The sequence below is a fragment of the Sphingomonas sp. PEI4 genome (genome assembly GCF_056679955.1).
In genome coordinates this window covers 3,335,587-3,354,831 of the sequence record NZ_CM155258.1, presented here as the reverse complement: position 1 = coordinate 3,354,831, position 19,245 = coordinate 3,335,587, and the positions used below count along the sequence as shown (strand labels likewise).

17 protein-coding genes are annotated in these 19,245 nt (G+C 64.5%); 4 read left to right on the top strand and 13 right to left on the bottom strand.

Features of this window, described 5'->3' with window-relative positions:
* Positions 1-33 precede the first annotated feature (33 nt).
* Positions 34-939: a LysR family transcriptional regulator gene (locus AC1MLZ_RS15510; protein ID WP_480959250.1), complete on the bottom strand. Its 906-nt coding sequence runs from the start codon at positions 937-939 to the stop codon at positions 34-36.
* Between the two features lie 89 nt (positions 940-1,028).
* Between AC1MLZ_RS15510 and AC1MLZ_RS15505 the strand changes: the two genes are divergently transcribed.
* Positions 1,029-1,898 (top strand): aldo/keto reductase family oxidoreductase, encoded by an 870-nt coding sequence (locus AC1MLZ_RS15505; protein WP_480959249.1) that lies wholly within the window; start codon positions 1,029-1,031, stop codon positions 1,896-1,898.
* 124 nt (positions 1,899-2,022) lie between these two features.
* Here AC1MLZ_RS15505 and AC1MLZ_RS15500 read toward each other — a convergent pair whose 3' ends face one another.
* The 4 genes from AC1MLZ_RS15500 to AC1MLZ_RS15485 form a co-directional block, all read right to left on the bottom strand.
* Positions 2,023-2,880 (bottom strand): serine hydrolase, encoded by an 858-nt coding sequence (locus AC1MLZ_RS15500; protein WP_480959248.1) that lies wholly within the window; start codon positions 2,878-2,880, stop codon positions 2,023-2,025.
* A 127-nt stretch (positions 2,881-3,007) separates the two neighbouring features.
* Positions 3,008-3,193, bottom strand: a complete 186-nt coding sequence (locus AC1MLZ_RS15495; RefSeq protein ID WP_480959247.1) for a catalase — start codon at positions 3,191-3,193, stop codon at positions 3,008-3,010.
* Positions 3,194-3,204: 11 nt separating this feature from the next.
* The gene (locus AC1MLZ_RS15490) at positions 3,205-3,888 is read right to left on the bottom strand and encodes an HD domain-containing protein (protein WP_480959246.1); all 684 of its coding nucleotides are present in this window, start codon (positions 3,886-3,888) and stop codon (positions 3,205-3,207) included.
* 98 nt (positions 3,889-3,986) lie between these two features.
* Positions 3,987-4,814: an alpha/beta fold hydrolase gene (locus AC1MLZ_RS15485; RefSeq protein ID WP_480959245.1), complete on the bottom strand. Its 828-nt coding sequence runs from the start codon at positions 4,812-4,814 to the stop codon at positions 3,987-3,989.
* A gap of 258 nt (positions 4,815-5,072) precedes the next feature.
* Here AC1MLZ_RS15485 and AC1MLZ_RS15480 point away from each other — a divergent pair, with 258 nt between their 5' ends.
* A complete protein-coding gene (locus AC1MLZ_RS15480) occupies positions 5,073-6,089 on the top strand; it encodes a GlxA family transcriptional regulator (protein ID WP_480959244.1) in 1,017 nt (338 codons plus the stop codon).
* A 39-nt stretch (positions 6,090-6,128) separates the two neighbouring features.
* Here AC1MLZ_RS15480 and AC1MLZ_RS15475 read toward each other — a convergent pair whose 3' ends face one another.
* The 3 genes from AC1MLZ_RS15475 to AC1MLZ_RS15465 are packed head-to-tail and all read right to left on the bottom strand — an operon-like array spanning position 6,129 to position 8,860.
* Positions 6,129-6,992 (bottom strand): alpha/beta fold hydrolase, encoded by an 864-nt coding sequence (locus tag AC1MLZ_RS15475; protein ID WP_480959243.1) that lies wholly within the window; start codon positions 6,990-6,992, stop codon positions 6,129-6,131.
* Between the two features lie 27 nt (positions 6,993-7,019).
* A complete protein-coding gene (locus AC1MLZ_RS15470; protein ID WP_480959242.1) occupies positions 7,020-8,021 on the bottom strand; it encodes an NADP-dependent oxidoreductase in 1,002 nt (333 codons plus the stop codon).
* A 56-nt stretch (positions 8,022-8,077) separates the two neighbouring features.
* A complete protein-coding gene (locus AC1MLZ_RS15465; RefSeq protein WP_480959241.1) occupies positions 8,078-8,860 on the bottom strand; it encodes an SDR family NAD(P)-dependent oxidoreductase in 783 nt (260 codons plus the stop codon).
* Between the two features lie 106 nt (positions 8,861-8,966).
* Here AC1MLZ_RS15465 and AC1MLZ_RS15460 point away from each other — a divergent pair, with 106 nt between their 5' ends.
* Positions 8,967-9,524, top strand: a complete 558-nt coding sequence (locus AC1MLZ_RS15460) for a TetR/AcrR family transcriptional regulator (RefSeq protein WP_480959240.1) — start codon at positions 8,967-8,969, stop codon at positions 9,522-9,524.
* A gap of 592 nt (positions 9,525-10,116) precedes the next feature.
* Here the strand turns inward: AC1MLZ_RS15460 and AC1MLZ_RS15455 are convergent.
* The 5 genes from AC1MLZ_RS15455 to AC1MLZ_RS15435 form a co-directional block, all read right to left on the bottom strand.
* Complete coding sequence (locus AC1MLZ_RS15455) at positions 10,117-11,682, bottom strand: rhamnogalacturonidase (RefSeq protein WP_480959239.1); 1,566 nt, start codon at positions 11,680-11,682, stop codon at positions 10,117-10,119.
* Positions 11,683-11,752: 70 nt separating this feature from the next.
* Positions 11,753-14,887 (bottom strand): TonB-dependent receptor domain-containing protein, encoded by a 3,135-nt coding sequence (locus AC1MLZ_RS15450; RefSeq protein WP_480959238.1) that lies wholly within the window; start codon positions 14,885-14,887, stop codon positions 11,753-11,755.
* Positions 14,888-15,189: 302 nt separating this feature from the next.
* Positions 15,190-16,335 carry an FMN-dependent L-lactate dehydrogenase LldD gene (lldD, locus tag AC1MLZ_RS15445; protein ID WP_480959237.1) on the bottom strand — a complete coding sequence of 382 codons (1,146 nt, stop codon included), beginning with the start codon at positions 16,333-16,335 and terminating at the stop codon, positions 15,190-15,192.
* A gap of 2 nt (positions 16,336-16,337) precedes the next feature.
* A complete protein-coding gene (locus AC1MLZ_RS15440) occupies positions 16,338-17,102 on the bottom strand; it encodes an SDR family NAD(P)-dependent oxidoreductase (RefSeq protein WP_480959236.1) in 765 nt (254 codons plus the stop codon).
* Between the two features lie 9 nt (positions 17,103-17,111).
* Complete coding sequence (locus AC1MLZ_RS15435) at positions 17,112-17,927, bottom strand: IclR family transcriptional regulator (protein WP_480959235.1); 816 nt, start codon at positions 17,925-17,927, stop codon at positions 17,112-17,114.
* Between the two features lie 127 nt (positions 17,928-18,054).
* Here AC1MLZ_RS15435 and rhmD point away from each other — a divergent pair, with 127 nt between their 5' ends.
* Positions 18,055-19,239: an L-rhamnonate dehydratase gene (rhmD, locus tag AC1MLZ_RS15430; RefSeq protein ID WP_480959234.1), complete on the top strand. Its 1,185-nt coding sequence runs from the start codon at positions 18,055-18,057 to the stop codon at positions 19,237-19,239.
* Positions 19,240-19,245: the final 6 nt, after the last annotated feature.

Sequence of the window (19,245 nt, the reverse complement as noted above, 5' to 3'; positions counted from 1 at the left end):
ATTTCTCCATCTGCTCGCAAATTTGCAGCCGCCTCAAGTTGCCGTAGCCCTGACGAAGTCGATGAAGGCACGCAACGGGGGCGGCACCAGCCGACGGTCGGAATAATACAGGAACGGGCCGGAAAACGGTTGCCACCATTCCTCCAGCACAGGCACCAATGCGCCGCTGTCCAGACGCGGGCGCAGCCAGTCCTCGAACAGTGAAATGATCCCGACTCCCGCGACGGCGGCGTCAACCGCGAGATCAGTCGCGCCGCCGACTTGCACGACCAACGGCCCGCGCGGTTCGACCCGGACGATCTCGCCGGCGCGCTCGAATTCCCAGGGACTCGTGAGGGCACCACTCGAGAAACGTCCCAGCACGCACGCGTGATCCAGCAGGTCGCGCGGGTGGTCCGGGCGGCCATGTCGATCGAGGTAGGCCGGCGCGGCGGCGGTCGCCATGCGCTGGACGCGCGGCCCGATCGGCACCGCGATCATATCCTGCTCCAGCCGCTCGTCGTAGCGGATGCCGGCATCGCACCCTGAGGCAAGTACATCGACAAAACTATCCTCCGCCACGATCTCCACCCTGATGCCCGGGTGTGCGGCCAGGAAACCCGGCAGGATCGCGGGCAGTACCAGCCGCGCGGCGCTGACCGGCACGTTCAGGCGAAGAGCGCCCGCCGATCCCTCCCGAAAGTCGCCGACCGCCTCCAACGCCGCGGCGACCTCATCGAGCGCCGGGGTCAACCGTTCGATGAGCGCCGCGCCAGCTTCGGTCGGCGTGACGCTGCGGGTCGTGCGATGAAGCAGGCGCACCCCAAGCCGCGTCTCCAGACGCCGCACGGCCTCGCTCAACGTCGAGGCGCTGGTCCCGCTCGTCCGCGCCGCGTCGCGAAAGCCACGCGCCTTCGCCACCGTAAAAAACGCAGTCAGATCTCCAAGGTCAGCATCCATTGTCCGATTATCCGTACAGCCCGTACGGATCATGCCGGATTATCGCGCGGTTCGGCAATGTCTATCTGGTCAGAGAAGAGGAGAACGACATGCAGACGATTGATCAGGCAGGCAGCTATCGGCTCGGTGACCGGGACGTGAAACGGCTCGGTTACGGCGCCATGCAACTCGCCGGACCCGGCGTATTCGGCCCGCCACGCGACCGCGACGCCGCGCTCGCTGTACTGCGCGAAGCCGTTGCGAGCGGCGTCGACCATATCGATACGAGCGATTTCTATGGGCCGCACGTCACCAACCAGATCATCCGGGAGGCACTCCATCCCTATCGTGATGGCCTGACGATAGTGACGAAGGTCGGCGCGGTACGTGGCGACGATGGCTCATGGAACCCCGCACAGGACGCAGCGGCGCTCACGGCGGCGGTGCACGACAATCTGCGCAACCTGGGTCTCGACGTGCTGGACGTCGTCAACATGCGCATCATGGGTGGAGGAGACGACCATGGGCCCGCGGAAGGGTCGGTAGAACCTCAACTGACCGCGCTCGCCACGCTGCAGGACCAGGGACTGATCCGCCATATCGGGCTGAGCAACGCGACGACCACGCAGGTCGAGCAGGCGCGCGGCATGGTGGAAATCGTCTGCGTGCAGAACCAGTACAATCTCGCCCACCGCAACGACGATGCCATGATCGATGCGCTGGCGGCGGACGGCATCGCCTATGTTCCCTTCTTCCCCCTGGGCGGTTTCAGCCCGCTCCAGTCGCAGACATTGTCCGACGTGGCCGCAAGACTGAACGCGACGCCGATGCAGGTAGCACTCGCGTGGCTGCTGCGACGTTCGCCCAATATCCTGCTTATTCCCGGCACATCGTCGGTGACGCACCTTCGCGAAAACCTCGCCGCGGCGGCACTGGAGCTTCCCGACGAGGAGGTGGCAGCGCTCGACCGCATCGGGTGACACGCGCACGGCTCCGCGCGGTGAGGCTAATCAACGCCGAACGGAATCGATCTGACGCCCCGCATGAAAAGGCCCGCATGAAAAGGCCCGCATCAAAAGGAAAGCGGAGACAGCCCTATCTTGATCACCGCATTCGCATGAAAAGGGAGAGTGCGGAGCGGGCGCCATCCGCGAAATAGTCGTAAATTGCGCGGGACACCTCGGCGATCACGGGCTGGCGATCGCGGCCGCCGCGTGCGAACACCGCGATCGCCACGCGGCGGCCATCCGGCATGGTAATGAACCCGACATCGTTGGTGATACCGTTCAGCGTGCCGGTCTTGTCCTCTACCCGAGTGCCAGCGGGAAGCAGCGCGCGAATACGGCGAGTGCCGGTCCGGCATCGGCTCATCAGTTCAAGCAAAAAGGTGCGACTTTGAGCCGTCAGAACGGTGCCGTTATCGAGCTTGTTCAACAGCGTGACCATGGCAACCGGCGTGGCAACATCCTTGCTGTCGGCCAGATGACCGGGCTCTCCAAGCAGCTGGGCAATGGTCCGGTCCATCCGCATGCCCGTTATCTTGTGCGACCACAGCCATTGCTGGATCGCGACGGGGCCACCAAGAGCGGCAAGCAGCTGATCGGTTGCCTGGTTGTCGCTGCGGACGATCATCAACTCCAGGGCTCTCGCGGCGGGACGGCCGGCAACCATGTCGCCGAGGCTACGGCGGCCTTGATCGACATCGGCGAGGTAGGCAGCGGCGATGGCCAGCTTGACCGTGCTCGCCATGGGAAACGGGATGTCGCCCCTGATCGAAACGGTCGAGCCATCGCGAAGGTCGAGCGCAGCGATGCCGTAGTCACCGGAGCGTCCCGCGACCAACATGCTCAGCACGCGCTCAAGCTCGGTAGGGTGGAGGACGCTTGCGGTTGCCGGTACCGGGACGAGGAAGCTTGCCGCGATACTGGAGAGAAACAGACGGGAAAGCCGGGGTGCGCGCATCGATCGTCCTTGAATGTCGTCCGTCAGTGACGTGCTCATGCTAAAGCGAAAAACCTGAACACTTCGTGTCGCATGCCGGTGACGCACCCACAACGGCGGATCGCGGATGACCCGCGAATGTCGTGCGTCACGGTGAAGTGGCCGTGCGCGCCGGCGCCCTCGGGCATGAATTGAAGTGGGCGAGCTTCTCCAGCAGCCAGCCGTCCTGCAACAGCGCCGGTCCGCGCGGCCCCGCGGTCTGGAGATTGAGATTGTCGATGACGGGCGTGCCGGGAGTCCTCGCTTCGGTCGTGGTCAGACCTCTGTTCGGCACTGGGGCGACGGTTACTCCGCGAATGGGCCGGCAGCGATCGCATCGACCCAGGACGGAGCCCGGTAACCGGGGACGTAGCGTTCGCCGAAATCGCGGATGAAGGTATCGTAGGTCGATTCCGGCTGGGTCGCGGCTATGCCGATCGCGCAGGCGGCGAACTCGTGCTTGAAGTCGAGCCGCGGGACCGCGTCGATGACTGCGGCGATCTCTGCCGGGTCGAGCGCCGCATAGTCGCCGACCCCGAAATCGACGCCGATGCCGCGTGAGGACAAGGCGACCTCGGTCTCCTTGAACAGGCTGATCGAGTGGGTGACGTGGAGCGCGATGCCGTCCCAGACGAGTTGCGCGCGGCGATCGTCGAAACCGAGATCGCGGACGAACGCGCGCGCGACGTTGGCGCCGTTGACCTCGAACCGGTGCGGCCCCTGCCCGTGCGGGGTGAAGCCCATGTCGTGCAGCAACGTCGTCACCGCGACGATCTCGGCATCGAACGGTTCGGCGCGGCGCACGCCGAGCGTGGCCGCGAAGATCCAGGACCGCGTGACGTGGTTGAACAGCACCGGCGACATCCGCGTGCGCGCGAAGTCGAACGCCTTCAGGGTCGCAGGCGTCTCGGCAAGATCGGTGAAGCGATCGCGCAACTGGCCATGGGACAGGGCGATGTATCCCGAGGTCAGGACGGCGGCGTCGGACATGACTGGTCTCCCCCGCGCGCGCAGGCCGCCGCGGTGTGATCGACGGGATGGGTTCTGAAGGGTGACGGACGGGCACGAAGACCCGTCCGCCGTCCGGTTCAGCTACGGATGAACGCCAGGATGTCGGGGTTCAGCACGTCGCCGTGGATCGTCGCCATGCCGTGCGGATAGCCGGGATAGGTCTTGATCGAGCCATTCTTGAGCAGCTTGACCGCCAGCCGCCCGGTCGTGTCGATCGGGCAGACCTGATCGTCCTCGCCGTGCAGGATCAGCACGGGCTGATCGATCGATTGCAGGTCGGCGGTGAAATCGGTGTCGGCGAACGCGGTGATGCAGTCGTATTGCGCCTTGATGTCACCGACCATCGCCTGCCGCATCCAGTTGGCGGAAACCGCGGGCAACACCTTCGCGTCCGGGCGGTTGAAACCGTAGAACGGCCCGGTCGCGAAGCCGTTGTAGAAGTCTGCGCGGTTGGCGGCGGTGCCGGCGCGGATGCCTTCGATCGCTTCGGGCGGCAGGCCGTTGGGGTTGTTCGGCGACCGCGTCAGGCGCGGTGGGATCGCACCGATCAGCACGGCCTTGGCGACGCGGCCGTTGCTGCCGTATTTCGCGACGTACCGGATCGCTTCGCCGCCGCCCGTCGAGTGACCGATATGGACCGCGTTGCGCAAGCCCAGATGCGCGGTGACCGCGGCCACGTCGGCGGCATAGGTGTCCATGTCGTTGCCCTTGGAGGCCGGGCTCGACCGACCATGACCGCGGCGATCATGCGCGACGACACGGTAGCCCTTCTCCGAGAAGAACATCATCTGCGCGTCCCAATCGTCGCCGCTGAGCGGCCAGCCGTGATGGAAGACGATCGGCTGACCGGTGCCCCACTCCTTGTAGAAGATTTCGGTGCCATCCTTGACGGTTATCGTGCTCATGGTCTTGTCTCCCGAGGAGTGTTGGACGTTTTTCAGCGGACCGGCCACGCTTTCGCCACCAAGCGCAAGCGCGGATATGATCGCGGTTCCCAACAGGATATCGCGCCGCGAGCCACTGATAAGCGGCTGTATTGTCGAATGCTTTGGCTCCAGCATGGTGCGATTCCCGAATAGTTTCGGCTTTGTTGCCGCCATTGGTGTATTAACTTGGATCTAACGTCGGCGTGATCGGCAAAACTGACAAAACACGAGGGTTAATTGACAAAGGCGACCGAACCCATCCCCTCGTCCCGACCGATAGAGATCGCGATCGTCCTGCGGCACAAGGTGATGCTTGGCATCGTGCACGGCCTGACCGACCTGTTTCGCATTACCGACGATTTGAGCCGCATACGCCTCGGCACGGACTCGCCCGTGATCCGGCTCAGCCATTTTGCAGATACCGGCGCGGGCGGGATCATGCGGACGTTCGACACGGCGCCGGATGCCTCTGCGCCGGAGGATCTTGCCGGGCCGAGCGTCGTGATCATTCCGCCCTGCGAGACCGCGGCGCTGGGCATTGAGGCAGATCGCAAATGGTCGGATTGGCTCACCGCGCGCCATGCCGAAGGGGCCGTGCTGGGATCGATCTGCGGCGGCACGTTCCTGCTCGCGCAAACCGGCCTGCTCGATGGCCGGCGCGCCACCACGCATCTGGTCTGTGCCCCGGATCTGGCAAACATGTTCCCTGCCGTTCAGGTCGATTTCGATGCGCTGCTGACCGAGGAGGACGATCTGATCACGGTCGGCGGGGTCATGGCCTGGACCGATCTCGGCCTGGTGATCGTGAGACGATTGCTGGGCACCGTCACGATGATGGAAACCGCGCGTTTCATGATGATCGACCCGCCCGGTCGAGAACAGCGATTCTACAAGACTTTCTCACCGAAAATGGACCACGGCGATGCTGCAATCCTCAAGACGCAGCAAAAACTACATGAGTCCGGCCCCTTTCAATACACTGTAACGGACATGGCATTTTGGTCGGGACTTGAGATGCGGACGTTTGCCCGTCGGTTCTACGGCGCCACGGGATTACGCCCCAATAAATATCACCAGTGCCTGCGAATTGAAAAGGCGCGAGAACTTCTCGAAAATACGACGGGTTCAATAAGCCAGGTGGCACAGGATGTCGGCTACGCTGACCCGGCCTCGTTCAGGATGATATTCGCCAAGATTACGGGCCTTAGTCCCAGCGACTATCGAAAACGGTTCGGACACCATTTGCAGTCTTAATATCGACGAGTGGGGTGACGATAACGAAGGGAAGATGCCTCAGGCGGCGAGGAACGCGTGCGTGCGCTGCAGAAAGTCCTCGTGATACTGGAAGATGCCGCCGTGGCCGGCGTCCGGGTACAGGACGAGCTCGGCGCCGGGTATGCGGCGCGCCATGTCGGCCGAGTTTTCGCTTGGGACCATGGCGTCGTGGTCGCCATTCGCGACGAGGACCGGCTTGGCGATGCTCGCGATATCCTGCGCAGGCTGGCGACCCCATGCCGTGATCGCCTTCAACTGGCGCAGGAAAACCTTCGGCGTGACAGGGGCGTCTCGGTCGATCTCGCGCTCCTTCAACCGGAGCAGGAACGCCTTCGCCGCTTGGCGGCCGTTCGCCGTCGACGTGAAGAAGAGACGGGTTTTCGGATCCTGCAGCGTCAGCAGGCCCTTGACGATCAGCGGCCACGCGACCGCACCGACCCGCTCTATGCCTGCTCCACCGGCAGGCCCGGTACCCGCCAGCACCAGCTTGCCGACCAGATCGGGTCTCGTGAGTACGATCTGTTGCGCGATGAATCCGCCTAGCGAGAAGCCAATCAAGTCGACCGCGTCTAGGCCCAGGCTGGCGATGACCGAGACCATGTCGTCGGCCATCGCCGCGATCGTCGTCGGCGCGTCGCCGCCCGACTTGCCGACACCCCGATAGTCCAGCGCGTAGACCGGCCGATCCTGCGCGATACCATCGACGATGCGCGGATCGAAATTGTCGAGATTGGCGCCCCAATGGTTGAGCAGGACGACGGGCACACCTTGCTCCGGACCAAGCCGACGATAGGCGAACGACGTGCCGGCCGCCCGGACGCTTAGCGTAGGCGTTTCGATCCAGGCGTCGGTGGCGCGGGTGCGCGATACGGGATGTGTCATGTGGCTACCTTGTTCGAGCGATCGCGATCAGCGGATGCTGACGACGACCTTGCCCTTCGCGCGGCCGGTATCGATGTAGGCCATCGCATCGTTCAATTCCGCGAAAGGAAAAACGCGGTCGACGACTGGCCGAATTGCGCCGCCCTCGATCAGCGTGGCGATGGTTGCCAGTTGCTCGCCGTTCGCCTGCATGAACAGGAACGAATAGTTGACGTCGCGGCGCCGCGCCTTGCCGCGGATACCCGCGCTGATCAGGCGCATCACCAGACGCAGGCCCCAGTTGAGCCCCTGTTGACGGGCAAACGCCGGATCGGGCGGCCCCGAGATCGAGATCAGATTGCCGCCAGGCTTGAGCGTTTTGAGGGACTTGGCGAGCGTCTTCGCGTCGAGGCTGTTGAGTGCCGCGTCGTAGCCGGACAGCAGTTCGGCGAAATCCTGCGTCTTGTAATCGATGACCGTGTCCGCACCGAGATTGCGAACCAGATCGAGGTTGCTCGTCCCCGCGGTCGTCGCGACGTGCAGGCCGAGATGTTTCGCAAGCTGGATCGCGAACGTCCCGACACCGCCCGATCCGGCGTGGATCAGCACTTTCTGCCCGCGCTTCAGTTTTGCGCGCTCGACCAGGACCTGCCACGCGGTGAGACCGACGAGCGGGATCGACGCGGCCTCCTCCATCGAGAGGTTGGCGGGTTTCAGCGCGACGTCGGCTTGGTCCACCGCGATGAACTCGGCGAACGTGCCGATCCGTCCCTGGCGCGGGCTGCCATAGACCGCATCGCCGGCCGCGAACCGCGTCACGTCGGCACCGACCTGCTTCACGATCCCGGCGAAATCCGCGCCCAGGACGAAGGGCGGCGTGTACGGCAGGATCAGCTTGAACTCGCCGTTGCGAATCTTCGAATCGATCACGTTGAGCGCGGCGGCGTGGATCTCGACCAGGACGTCGTTCGGCCCGACGACCGGGTCCGGCATCTCGCCGCGGCGCAGTCGGTTGCCCTTGCCGTAAGCGTCGAGGATATAGGCTTTCATGATGCTTCGTTCCCTCTGGAGGCGTCGGGGACTGCGCCCGGCGTGAGCGTGCCGGGTCAGGCGGCAGCGTAGCGATCGGCGCGGAGAAGCTGGGCGAACCGCGGCACCATCGCCTTGCGCGCGTCGTCGAACGCATCCCAGAGTTCGCCCTCGTGCAGCGTCGGGATCGTCACGCCCTCGCGTCGATCGAAGCCGACCAGCGCCGCATCGACCAGCTCGTTGACGTCCATCATCGGCGGCAACGCGGCTTCGTCCGCACCCGCGCGACCCCACAATTCGGTCCGGGTCGCCGCCGGCAACACGGCCTGGACGTAGACGCCCTTGGGGCCGAGTTCGAGTGCTAGACCCTGCGACAGGAACAGCACGAACGCCTTGGTCGCGCCGTAGACGGTCATGCCGAACTCCGGCGCGAGTCCGACGACCGAGCCCAGATTGACGATCGCCCCCGTGCCCGCCGCCACCAGTCGCGGTGCGATCGCATGCGCGAGCCGGACGACCGCCGTCGTGTTGAGCGCGACGTTCCCCCGGACGGCCTCTGCGGACTGATCGACGAAGCTCCCGCCGAGCCCTGCGCCCGCGTTGTTGACCAGGATCTCGATCTTCACGTCGTCGCGCAACCGGAGTTCGACCGCGGCGATATCGTCCTCGCGGGTCAGGTCCGCGGTGAGGATATCGACCGCCACGCCGGTCTCGTCCGCGATCCGCGCGGCAAGCACATCGAGCCGCGCGGTATCGCGCGCGACGAGCACGAGGTCGTGGCCACGGCGGGCGAAACGATCGGCATAGGTCGCGCCGATGCCGGTCGAGGCACCGGTGATGAGAACGGTCGGACGGGTCATGGGATTGCTCTCTTTCGATAGACGCTTATATACATGACGAACATCATGATTGCTCAAATATGATGGTCATCATGAAACTGTCAATGCCGATCCCGGAGTTTTCGCCATGAAGGTCAGTCGCGAGCAGATGTCTGCGAACCGCACGCGCATCCTCGATGCCGCCAGCACGCTGTTTCGCGACCGCGGGTTCGACGCCGTCACGGTGTCGGAGGTGATGAAGGCGGCAGGTCTCACGCATGGCGGATTCTACGGCCACTTCGCGTCGAAGGACGATCTGATCGCGCAGACGGTCACGCATGCGCTCACCCCGTCCGACAGCGTCAGTGGTGACCTGAACGCGTATCTCGACGCATATTTGTCGCCAGACCACCGCGATCGCGCCGCAACCGGCTGTCCGACCGCCAGCCTTGCCAGCCCGTTGCGCCATCAATCGCCGGCGGCGCGCGCTGCCATGACCAAGGGACTGCGCAGCCAGATCGAGCGCCTCGCCGATGTCGTGTCGGGAGCGGATACCGCGCAGAAACGACGCGCTGCGATCGGGAACTGGGCGGCGATGGTGGGTGCGGTGATCCTCGCGCGAGCCGTCGACGATGCCGCGCTATCCGATGAAGTTCTGGTGCAGACTCGCGCATGGATCGATGAACGTGGCGAGGTGGCCCATTGATCAGCTACGGGATGTGATCCGCCATGGGCGCGCGTGCCGCGCAGACCCAGCGGATGTGACGGCTCGATCGTATCCACTGTTTGCTCCGCGATGGTATCTTTCACGATTTCGAGCCATCGTAGGATGCGCAGAGGCGTACAATAGCGGGTCGTAGGAGCGCTGAGGCGGGATGTCGAAACTCGCCCGATAAATTTGCCGGGCTCGTTGCCGAACTGGCTGGACACCGCGTCGACCCGGATGCCATCCCATTTCCTTCGGCGGAGAACGCGAACGGCTAGAGCGCAACCGCGTCGTGATCGAGGAACGAAAATAGGGCTGGGTTACCCCCGCCCTTGCCGGCCCCTGGTTCTCCAGCCACGCGGCGGGCGGGGTGAACGGGCGCGTAAGACCGTGCCAAATCTCCTCGATATCGCCGACAGCGTGGTCGCCGACCTGCGCAAGGGCGGTCTTGGCGAGCCGTGCCGGGACGCAGTCCGCAACGACTCGGCGATAAGCTTGAGTAGCGCCCAGCGACCGACATGGTCGAACGCATCAAACATCTCGCGCGAACCACGGCGTTCGCTGCGGCGGCGCCGCGAAAGCCCATATTTTCCTAAACGGTACCGGTGAACGGCCCTTCGATACGGCGATCGCTGCGCGCCCGCGCGTCGGCGCTGGAAAAGCCTCTTACCCTCTCGAGCGAATAGCCGATGCCGTTGGGCAACCGCATGCCGGCGAAATCGGCATCGGCGACGTCGTCCAGTCGGATCGCCGGTCGCGGATCGGGCGCTGCCGTGGTCACTTCCACGCCGCGCATCGACAGTCCGCGCACGTGACGCGCGAAAAAGCCGATCGCGGGAAGGTCGCCGAACATCGTCGCTTCGGGGTAACCAAGCTCGGCTTCGGGTGGGCGCACCGTCGCCATGCTGGCGGGGGCGCCGCCGACATGATGGAAATGGCTGTCCGAGATGGCGATGTCCTCGATCGGGTGATCTGCCAGGCCGGCGATGACCGAGGGCAGCATGTTCGCGCCCGAACTGACCACGTTGTCGATCGTCACGCGCTTCAAGCTGCCGATCGGGCGACCGGCAGGGCCGCGCATCCTCTTTCCCAATCGCAGGAAGATCGGCGCATCGACGATCCCGCGCATCGTCATGTTGGAGACCGCGATATCCTCGATCACGCCTCCGTCGACCGTCTCGAAGGCGAGACCGCGGCTGTCCTCGAAAATGCAGTTGGTGACCGCGATGTTGCGGAACCCGCCATTGCTCTCGGTGCCGCATTTGATACGGCCGTGGATCTTGGGCGCGAACTCTGGCGGCATCCGGCGCCAGCTCCCGTCGAGCACCGATCCGACCTGATAATTGCCCATCACGACGCAACCGGTGATCGTGACGTTCTCGGTGATGCGCGCCTCGCCGAGCGCAAAGCTGCTCTTGGGACAGATCGCATCGTCCCACGGCGCGTTGACGGTGCAATTGCTGACGCGGACGTTGCGGCAACAATCGATGTCCATGCCATCGCGGTTGGTGTCGATCAGCAGATTGTCGATCGTCATATTGTCGACGCCTGTCGCGAGGATCGCGAACCAGCCGCCCTCCAGCACGCGAAAGTCACGCAGCGTGACGCCGTGACAGTTTTTCAGGCCGATCGCCTTGTTCGCCGTCCCGGGACCGGTCGGGTCGGACAGCCAATTGTCCTTGCCGTCCCCGCGTCCAAGGCCCTTGCCCCAGATCAGGCCGCCGCCGAGGATCGCGATATCGTGAAGCCCCTCGCCCCAAATCAGGCTGTTGCGCCAGTGGCTGTGACCGAAATCCTGGAAACCGGCGATGGTCGGATCGATCGGCTCGGCATGGTCGTAACCGCGTGCCGTCGTCGGCGCCGCGGCGAGCAACGTCGCGCCGTTTTCGATGTAGAGCGTGACCCTGCTTTTCAGCCTTATGGTGTAGCAGGCATAGGTGCCGGGCGGGATGTAGACGGTACCCCCGCCTTTGTTCGCGACGCTGTCGATCGCACGGTTGATCGCATCGGAGTCGATCGCGATGCCATTGCCCTTCGCGCCGTAGCGGCGAACGCTGGTCCACCCCTCCCCCGCCGCGAAGGCCGGCACGGCGGCCATTGCCGACAATGCGGCGCTCCCGACGATCAGCGAACGGCGGTCAAGCGGAGTGGCGAACATAAGGCTCTTCCCGAGAATCTGGAAAAAAAGAGGCGCAGGTACAGGACCTGCGCCTCTCAGGGGGGGACATCTAGAACTTGAGTGACGCGCCGAGGAAGAATTCAGTGCCGAGCACGTCGTAGGTCGACGAGAAGGTGTTGGCGTTCGGCCCCTGCGTGGTAATCGGGGGCTTGTTGTTGAAAAGGTTGTTCGCGCCGCCAAACAGCTCGATGTTCTTCAGGAGCGCGGCCGTGAAGGACAGGTCGAAGTAATTCTCCGCCCCGAGCTTTGGATAGACGAGGCTGTCGAGTGTGGGCGCCGACGCCGATCCCTGCCGCAGTGGCAGGATGTAGCGATCGTTGGTCACCGGTCCGATATAGCGATGCCGCAGCGACAGGCCGAAATCGCCGGTCGTCCACGTCACGCGCGACGTACCGCGCCACCGCGGCAGCGGCTGTCCGCACGTGGTGCCGAACGATCCCGCGCACTTGTTCTCAAGCGCGGGCAAGGCCGCGACGGGGACAGAGTCGAACTGTGCCAGCCAGGTATAATTGGTGCCGATCTCGACACGGCTGCTGGTTCCCAGGCCCGGCAGGCCAAAGCCCAGGTTGAAGGCATAACGCGCCGCGAAATCGATACCCGACGTCTTCAATTCGCCCGTGTTCGCGTTGAGCACCTGCGCCACGAACGGATCGTTGATCTCACCCGACGACGGGTTGCGTCTGATCGCCCGGCAGAATTCGCTGCTCGCGTCCTGAATGACGTTGTAGCACAGGTTGAGCGTGTTCTGCAGGCCGCCGCCGAGCGACGAGATCGCGCCCTTCAGTCCGACGTTGAAGTAATCGACGCTGAGGAACAGCCGCGGCAGCGCGGCAGGGGTGACGACGACACCGAGCGTGTAGGTATCCGATTTCTCCGCGCCGAGGTTTGCATTGCCGCCGAAATCGGCGGGAATGATGTTGTTGGGCTGCACGCTCGCCGTGAAGATTTGCGAAGCGGGAACGCCGGTCGCGGCACAGATCGCGCGGACGGCCGCGGTCTGCTGCGCCGCCGCCCCCCGGTTCGAACAGGGATCAGTCGCAGCGCCGACGACGCGAGTCGTGCCGCCGAACAGTTCGGCGACGCTCGGCGCACGGATCGCGCGCTGATACTGGCCACGGAAGGCGATATCCCGGTTCACCCGCCAGTCGGCGCCGCCGAGATAGGTCCATTGCCCGCCGACACCCGACAGATTGTACTTCGAATAGCGGAACGCGCCGTTGGCGACGAGGCTTTCGATGAACGGCGTGTTGTGGATCAGCGGTACCCGGACTTCGCCGAACACCTCCTTGACGGTCGTCGAGCCGCGCGTCGGCAGGCCGGGGTTGAAGCCTGCGACATCGCCCGACGACAGGAACGAATCCGGCGTGAACTGCGCGCTCGTCTTGCGCCATTCATAGCCATAGGAGAAGCCGACCGGCCCTGCCGGCAGCTTGAACAACGTGCCGGTCAGATTGCCCTGCGCAACCTGCTGCGTGGCGATCGTCGAATTGGTCGCGCCGATGCGGATCGCCGAGGCGCAGGCATCGGACACGTTGGCGCCGAAGATGTTGCACACCGGTGCAGCGCCGCCGGCCGACAACAGGCTGGCCTGAAGTCGGCTGCGCGAGATCGCGTTCTGGAGGACCAACGTGTCCTCGCTGCGCGCGTAGGTATAATAAACGTCGTATTTCAGATCGGTCAGGACGGTGTCGGATACGCTGCCGAGATCGCCGCGCAGGCCCCATGCACCGCGGAAAACGTTGCGCCGTTCGCTGGCAAGACGCGGGCCCACCTCCGAATAACGACGCCCTGCGGTCAGTACCGCCAACCCGTCGCCGCGCGTCGTCGTGCGCGTTGCCGTACCGCTGGACACGGTGGTCGTACCCGTCTCGGCGAGATCGAGTTGCTGGAGGACACCCTGCAATGCGGGCGTCAGATAGGGATTGTTGACGTTGAACAGTGTCGGCACGCCGACGTTGGTGGGCGCCAGCCGTGCGTTCACCTCGTTGTTGCTGTAGTGAAGCTCGGTATAGCCGGTGATGTGATCGTTGAAGTCGTAATGACCGAAGCTGTTGATCATCCACCGTTCCTGCGGCTGGATCAGGTAGTTGTCCGGCCCCAGATTGAAATCGTCCTGCGGGGTGAGCGCCGGGCGGGCAGCGGTGCCGCCATCGTTGAACGTGAACCCGCGCGAGCCAAGCGCGCCTAGGCCAGCCGCGGCATAGGCGGCGTTTAGCGCTGCATTGGAGCCGCCAGCCGCCGGTATGCCGGAAAAGCGACCGTTTGGAATGTCGCCACTGCCACCGCGAACGAACCCGAGTTCGCCGCCTGCTGCGACGCAGCCGTTCGTACCGATCGACGTGAAGGGCGTACCGGCGCGGTCCGGACTGCTCGTGCCGCGTACCACGCAGCCGTCATTGAGTGAATCGAACGCAAAGCTGCCGCGATCGCCGCGCGTGATCGCCCCGCGCTTGAGGTAGTTGCCCGATACCACGAGGTTGCCGCGGTTCTCCGCGAAGTTGCCGCCCAGGGTCAGATCCGCGTTGTACACCGGGGTGCCGGTCGCGCGGTCTATGTTGAGCTGTCCGCGACCCTCGACACCTTCGAAATCGTCACGGATGATGAAGTTGACGACACCGGTGATGGCGTCCGAACCGTAGACCGCGGACGAGCCGCCGGTGACGATCTCGGTACGCTGCACCAGCGTCGACGGGATGGTGTTGAGATCGACCACCTGTTCCGGGCCATAGATCGCAAAACGGCGACCGTTGACCAGAACCAGGTTCCGCTGCGATCCGAAGCCGCGCAGATTGACGTCGGCAAAGCCGCCCGGGACGGTGTTCGAGGTAGCGCTGCCGAGCTGCGAGCCGACCGCCTGCGGTATTTGCGACAACGTCTTTTCGATGTTCACGTTGCCCGACAGCTTGATGTCCTCGGCACCGACGACGCTGACGGGGGTCGACGCGTCGAAACCGGTGCGGGCAATGCGCGAGCCGGTGACGACGATGTCTTCATTACCCGCATTTGACGTGCCTGTTTGGGGCAGATCGGCCGCGGCAGCGGGTGTGGAAACCGGGGCGGCAGGCTCGCTGGCTCCTGGTTGCGGCGCCGTCTGTGCGCTCGCGGGTGCACAGAGCATGATCCCGGCGACCGCCGAGAGAACGGTACCGCCAAGCAGCCGGCGGCGGGCAACAGTCAAATGCATCGCAATCCTCCCCTAAAAACACCTGCCGCTACGCAACCGGTGTCGTTGTCGTCCCATTGTCTCGGCGGGTAGCCCGCTCTGTCGCGATCCTATGGTAGCGATATCATCGCCTTACCATTAAATCCCGTATATTGAGACTAATATCTATCTTGTGAGATTTACTGAGTCAAGCGGGTACGATGAGTCGAGTAAATCGGGCGAAACCCTATTTCCGCCTCGGCCGAATGATTGAACGGTTCGATGCCGCCCGGCATCGCATGTGCGCAGAAAGGGCGATCGGTGCCGCTATCCGCGCGACGCGGTTAGCGGACCAGGATGTCCGACGTGATCTTCGTCAGATCGGTGCAGCCGGTGAGGGCCATCGCGACGCGCATCTCTGCTTCGACCAGCGCCAGCATCCGCGCGACGCCGGCTTCGCCGTCCGCGGCCAAGGCGAACGCCCAGGCTCGACCCAGCATCACGCCCCTGGCGCCGAGCGCAAGCATCCGCACGACGTCCAGCCCCGTCCGCACGCCGCCGTCGACCAGCACGGTCAGCCGGTCGCCGACCGCGGCTGCGATCGGCGGCAGCGCCATCGCGGTAGAGGGCACGCCGTCGAGCTGGCGACCACCGTGATTGGATACGACGATGCCGTCCGCGCCCAACTCGGCGGCCTCGCACGCATCTTCCGCGTCGAGAATGCCCTTGATGATGAGCGGCCCGTCCCAGTTCTGGCGGATGAAATCGAGATCGCGCCACGTCACGGTGGGGTCGAAATTACCGCGCATCCACGCGAAGAAATCCTCCAGCCCCGTGCTGTCGCCAAGCAGCGGCGCGATGTTGCCCAGTTGATGCGGACGACCGCGGACGCCGACGTCCCACGCCCAATGCGGTCGCCTTGCCGCCTGCCACATCCGACGCAGTGCACCCGCCCTTCCCGCCGATCCGGCCAATCCCGATCGATAGTCGCGGTAGCGCGATCCCGGCACCGGCATGTCGACGGTGAATACCAGCGCCGAACACTTCGCCGCCTTCGCCTGCAGGATGAGATCCTTCATGAAACCGCGGTCGCGGATCATGTAGAGCTGAAACCAGAACGGTCGTTCGGTGGCGCGCGCGACTTCGTCGATCGGGCAGGCGGATACGGTCGACAGGCAAAACGGCACCCCCGCCGTGGCTGCTGCACGCGCCGCCTGCACTTCGCCGCGGCGCGCGTTCATCCCCGCCAGCCCGATCGGCGCGAGTGCGACCGGCAGCGCCATCTTCTGACCAAACAGCGTCGTGGACGGATCGATCGTGCCGACGTCGCGCAGCACGCGCTGTCGCAACATGATCTGTTCGAGATCCGCCGCGTTTCGGCGCAGCGTCGTCTCGGCGTAGGAACCGCCATCGATATATTCGAACAGGAAATGCGGCAGGCGTCGTCGCGCCCGTTCGCGAAAATCCAGCGTGGAGGCGGCCTGACCCATCGCTATTGCAGGTTCACGAACGCGCCGCCGTCGACCAGCAACGATGCGCCGGTGACGTAACGTGCGAGATCGGACGCGAGGAACACGATCGGACCAACCAGATCGTCCGGCTCGCCCAACCGACCGAGTGGCACGCGGGCGGCCATCCGCGCACGCTTGTCCGCGTCAGCCAGATCCTCCTTGTTGATATCAGTCAGGATCGTACCCGGAAGAACCGAGTTACAACGGATACCGTACCGCCCCAGCGCGATCGCCGTCGATTGCATCAGCGAATGCAGCCCGGCCTTGGTGGGCGTATAATGCGTCTGGTACTCGCCGCCGACCAGCGCCGATATCGACGAAACTGCCACGATGGCCCCGCCATGTCCCTGCAAGACCATCTGGTTCGCCGCCGCCTGGACCATGAAATAGGCACCGTGCAGGTTCACGCGCATCGTTCGCTCGAACGTCTCGACCGGCATGTCCAGGAACGCATGGAACGGGCAGATGCCGGCATTGTTGACGAACACGTCGACCTTGCCGAACGCCTCGACCGCGGCCCCCACGAACGCCTTCGCGGTAGCCGGATCGGCGACGTCGCCCTGCACCGCGATCGCGCGATGCCCCAGCGCCTCGATCTCGGCGACCGCCTCCGCTGCACCTTGCTCGTCGCGCGAGAAGTTGATCGCCACGTCGGCGCCGTGTCGCGCGGCACCGATCGCGGCGGCGCGACCGATCCCCGCTGAGGCACCCGTCACCAATACCGTCTTGCCGTCGAGCAGTCGCATATCTGTTCCTTATCTGGGGTCGGGTTCGGACCAGCCGAGGTCGAGGCTGATCGCCTGTGCCGTTCCGCGCACTTCGCCGGTCAGCCGCGCCATCCGCTCGTCGTCCATGTACTGCGCCGCGCTCGACACGCTGATCGCGCCGACGATCCGGCCGCTCGCATCGCGCACCGGCGCCGCGACGCAGCGGATCAGATCCTCGTTCTCCTCGAGATCATAGGCATGACCGCCGGCGACATAGCCCTGCATCCGCGCCTGCCATGTCGGGAAATCGATCGGTCGTGCGCCGCTGCCCCGATCCTCCGCCACCATCGCCTCCCAGCCCTCCGGCGCGTCGTCGAGCAACAGCGCCTTGCCGAGCCCGGTCGCGGTCAGCGGTTGGCGGTCCCCTACCCGGCTGCTAATCTCTACGCGCCGGCGCCCCGGGATCTTGTCGAGATACAGCGCACGATCGCCGTCGCGCACGCCGATATGCACGGTGTCCTCGGTCGACGCGGCCAGGCTTTCGAGATGCGGGCGCGCGACCTGGACGATATCGGTCTGGCGTTGTGCGGCAAAACCCAACTCAAGCAGCTTGGGCCCCGACAGATAGCCGAGACGCGGCGTGAAGGTGATGTAGCGGCGCTCGATCAGTGCAGTCGCCAGCCGGTGCGCGGTCGATCGCGTCAGCCCGAGCCGGCTCGCCAGCTCCGCCAGCGTCACCGGACCATCGACCACCGCCTCGATCACGTCGAGGCCGCGCAACAGTGTCTGGCTTCCCGATGAAGCCCGCGCGGCGGCATCCGGCTGCGACTGTTGCGAAGAAGCGTTTGACGGATCATATCTCATTTAATAACATCCATTCCCATAATATGGAAGATCGCGTAGCATCTGGCAAGCATTCGGGTGAAAACGCGTACCGCATGATGGAACACCGTATCCGCCCTTTCGCGAGGGCGGGATAGAGAGGAATGGCATGGGTTTGCCTCGTATCAAGCATGTTCGCGCCTTCACCGTTCGTGGCGGTGGTGCGGATTATCACGATCAGGGCGCGGGCCACTGGATCGACGATCACATCGCCACGCCGATGGCGCGCTATCCCGAATACCGCCAATCGCGGCAGAGCTTCGGGATCAACGTGCTCGGCACGCTGGTCGTCGAGATCGAGGCGGAGGACGGCACGATCGGCTTCGCGGTGACGACCGGGGGCGAGCCGGCCTGCTACATCGTCGAGAAGCATCTCGCCCGCTTCCTCGAAGGACGAAACCCCGCCGAGACCGAGAAGATCTGGGACCAGATGTATTTCTCGACGCAATATTACGGCCGCAAGGGACTGGTCATCAACGCCATTTCCGGCGTCGATCTGGCGTTATGGGACCTGATCGGCAAACTGCGCGACGAGCCCGTCCACCAGTTGCTGGGCGGCCCCGTCCGCGACGAACTGCAATTCTACGCGACCGGCGCGCGACCCGATATCGCCAAGGAGCTCGGATTCATCGGCGGCAAGCTGCCGCTCCATCACGGCCCTGCCGAGGGACTGGAAGGGCTCCGCAAGAACGTCGTGTTGCTCGCCGACATGCGCGCGAAATGCGGCCCCGACTTTTGGCTGATGTACGATTGCTGGATGGCGCTCGACGTCGACTACGCCACGCGCCTCGCCATCGCCTGCCACGAGCACGGGCTGAAATGGATCGAGGAGGCGATCAGCCCCGACGATTACTGGGGCTATGCCGAACTCAAGCGCAACGTCCCCAAGGGCATGCTGGTGACGACCGGCGAGCACGAGGCTACCCGCTGGGGCTTCCGCATGCTGCTGGAGATGGACTGCTGCGACATCATCCAGCCCGATGTCGGCTGGTGCGGCGGCATCACCGAACTTCTCAAGATCAGCGCGCTGGCCGATGCGCGTGGCAAGATGGTCGTGCCGCACGGCTCGTCGGTGTACAGCTATCACTTCGTCATCACCCGCCATAACTCGCCGTTCGCGGAGTTCCTGATGATGCATCCCGGCCCGACCGAAATCGTGCCAATGTTCGCGCCGCAACTGCTCGGCGAGCCCGTACCCGTCAACGGCCGCATCAAGGCGAGCCAGCTCGACAAGCCCGGTTTTAGCGTCGCGCTGAACCCCGATATCCCGCTTCACCGCCCCTATACGCACTGAGGATCT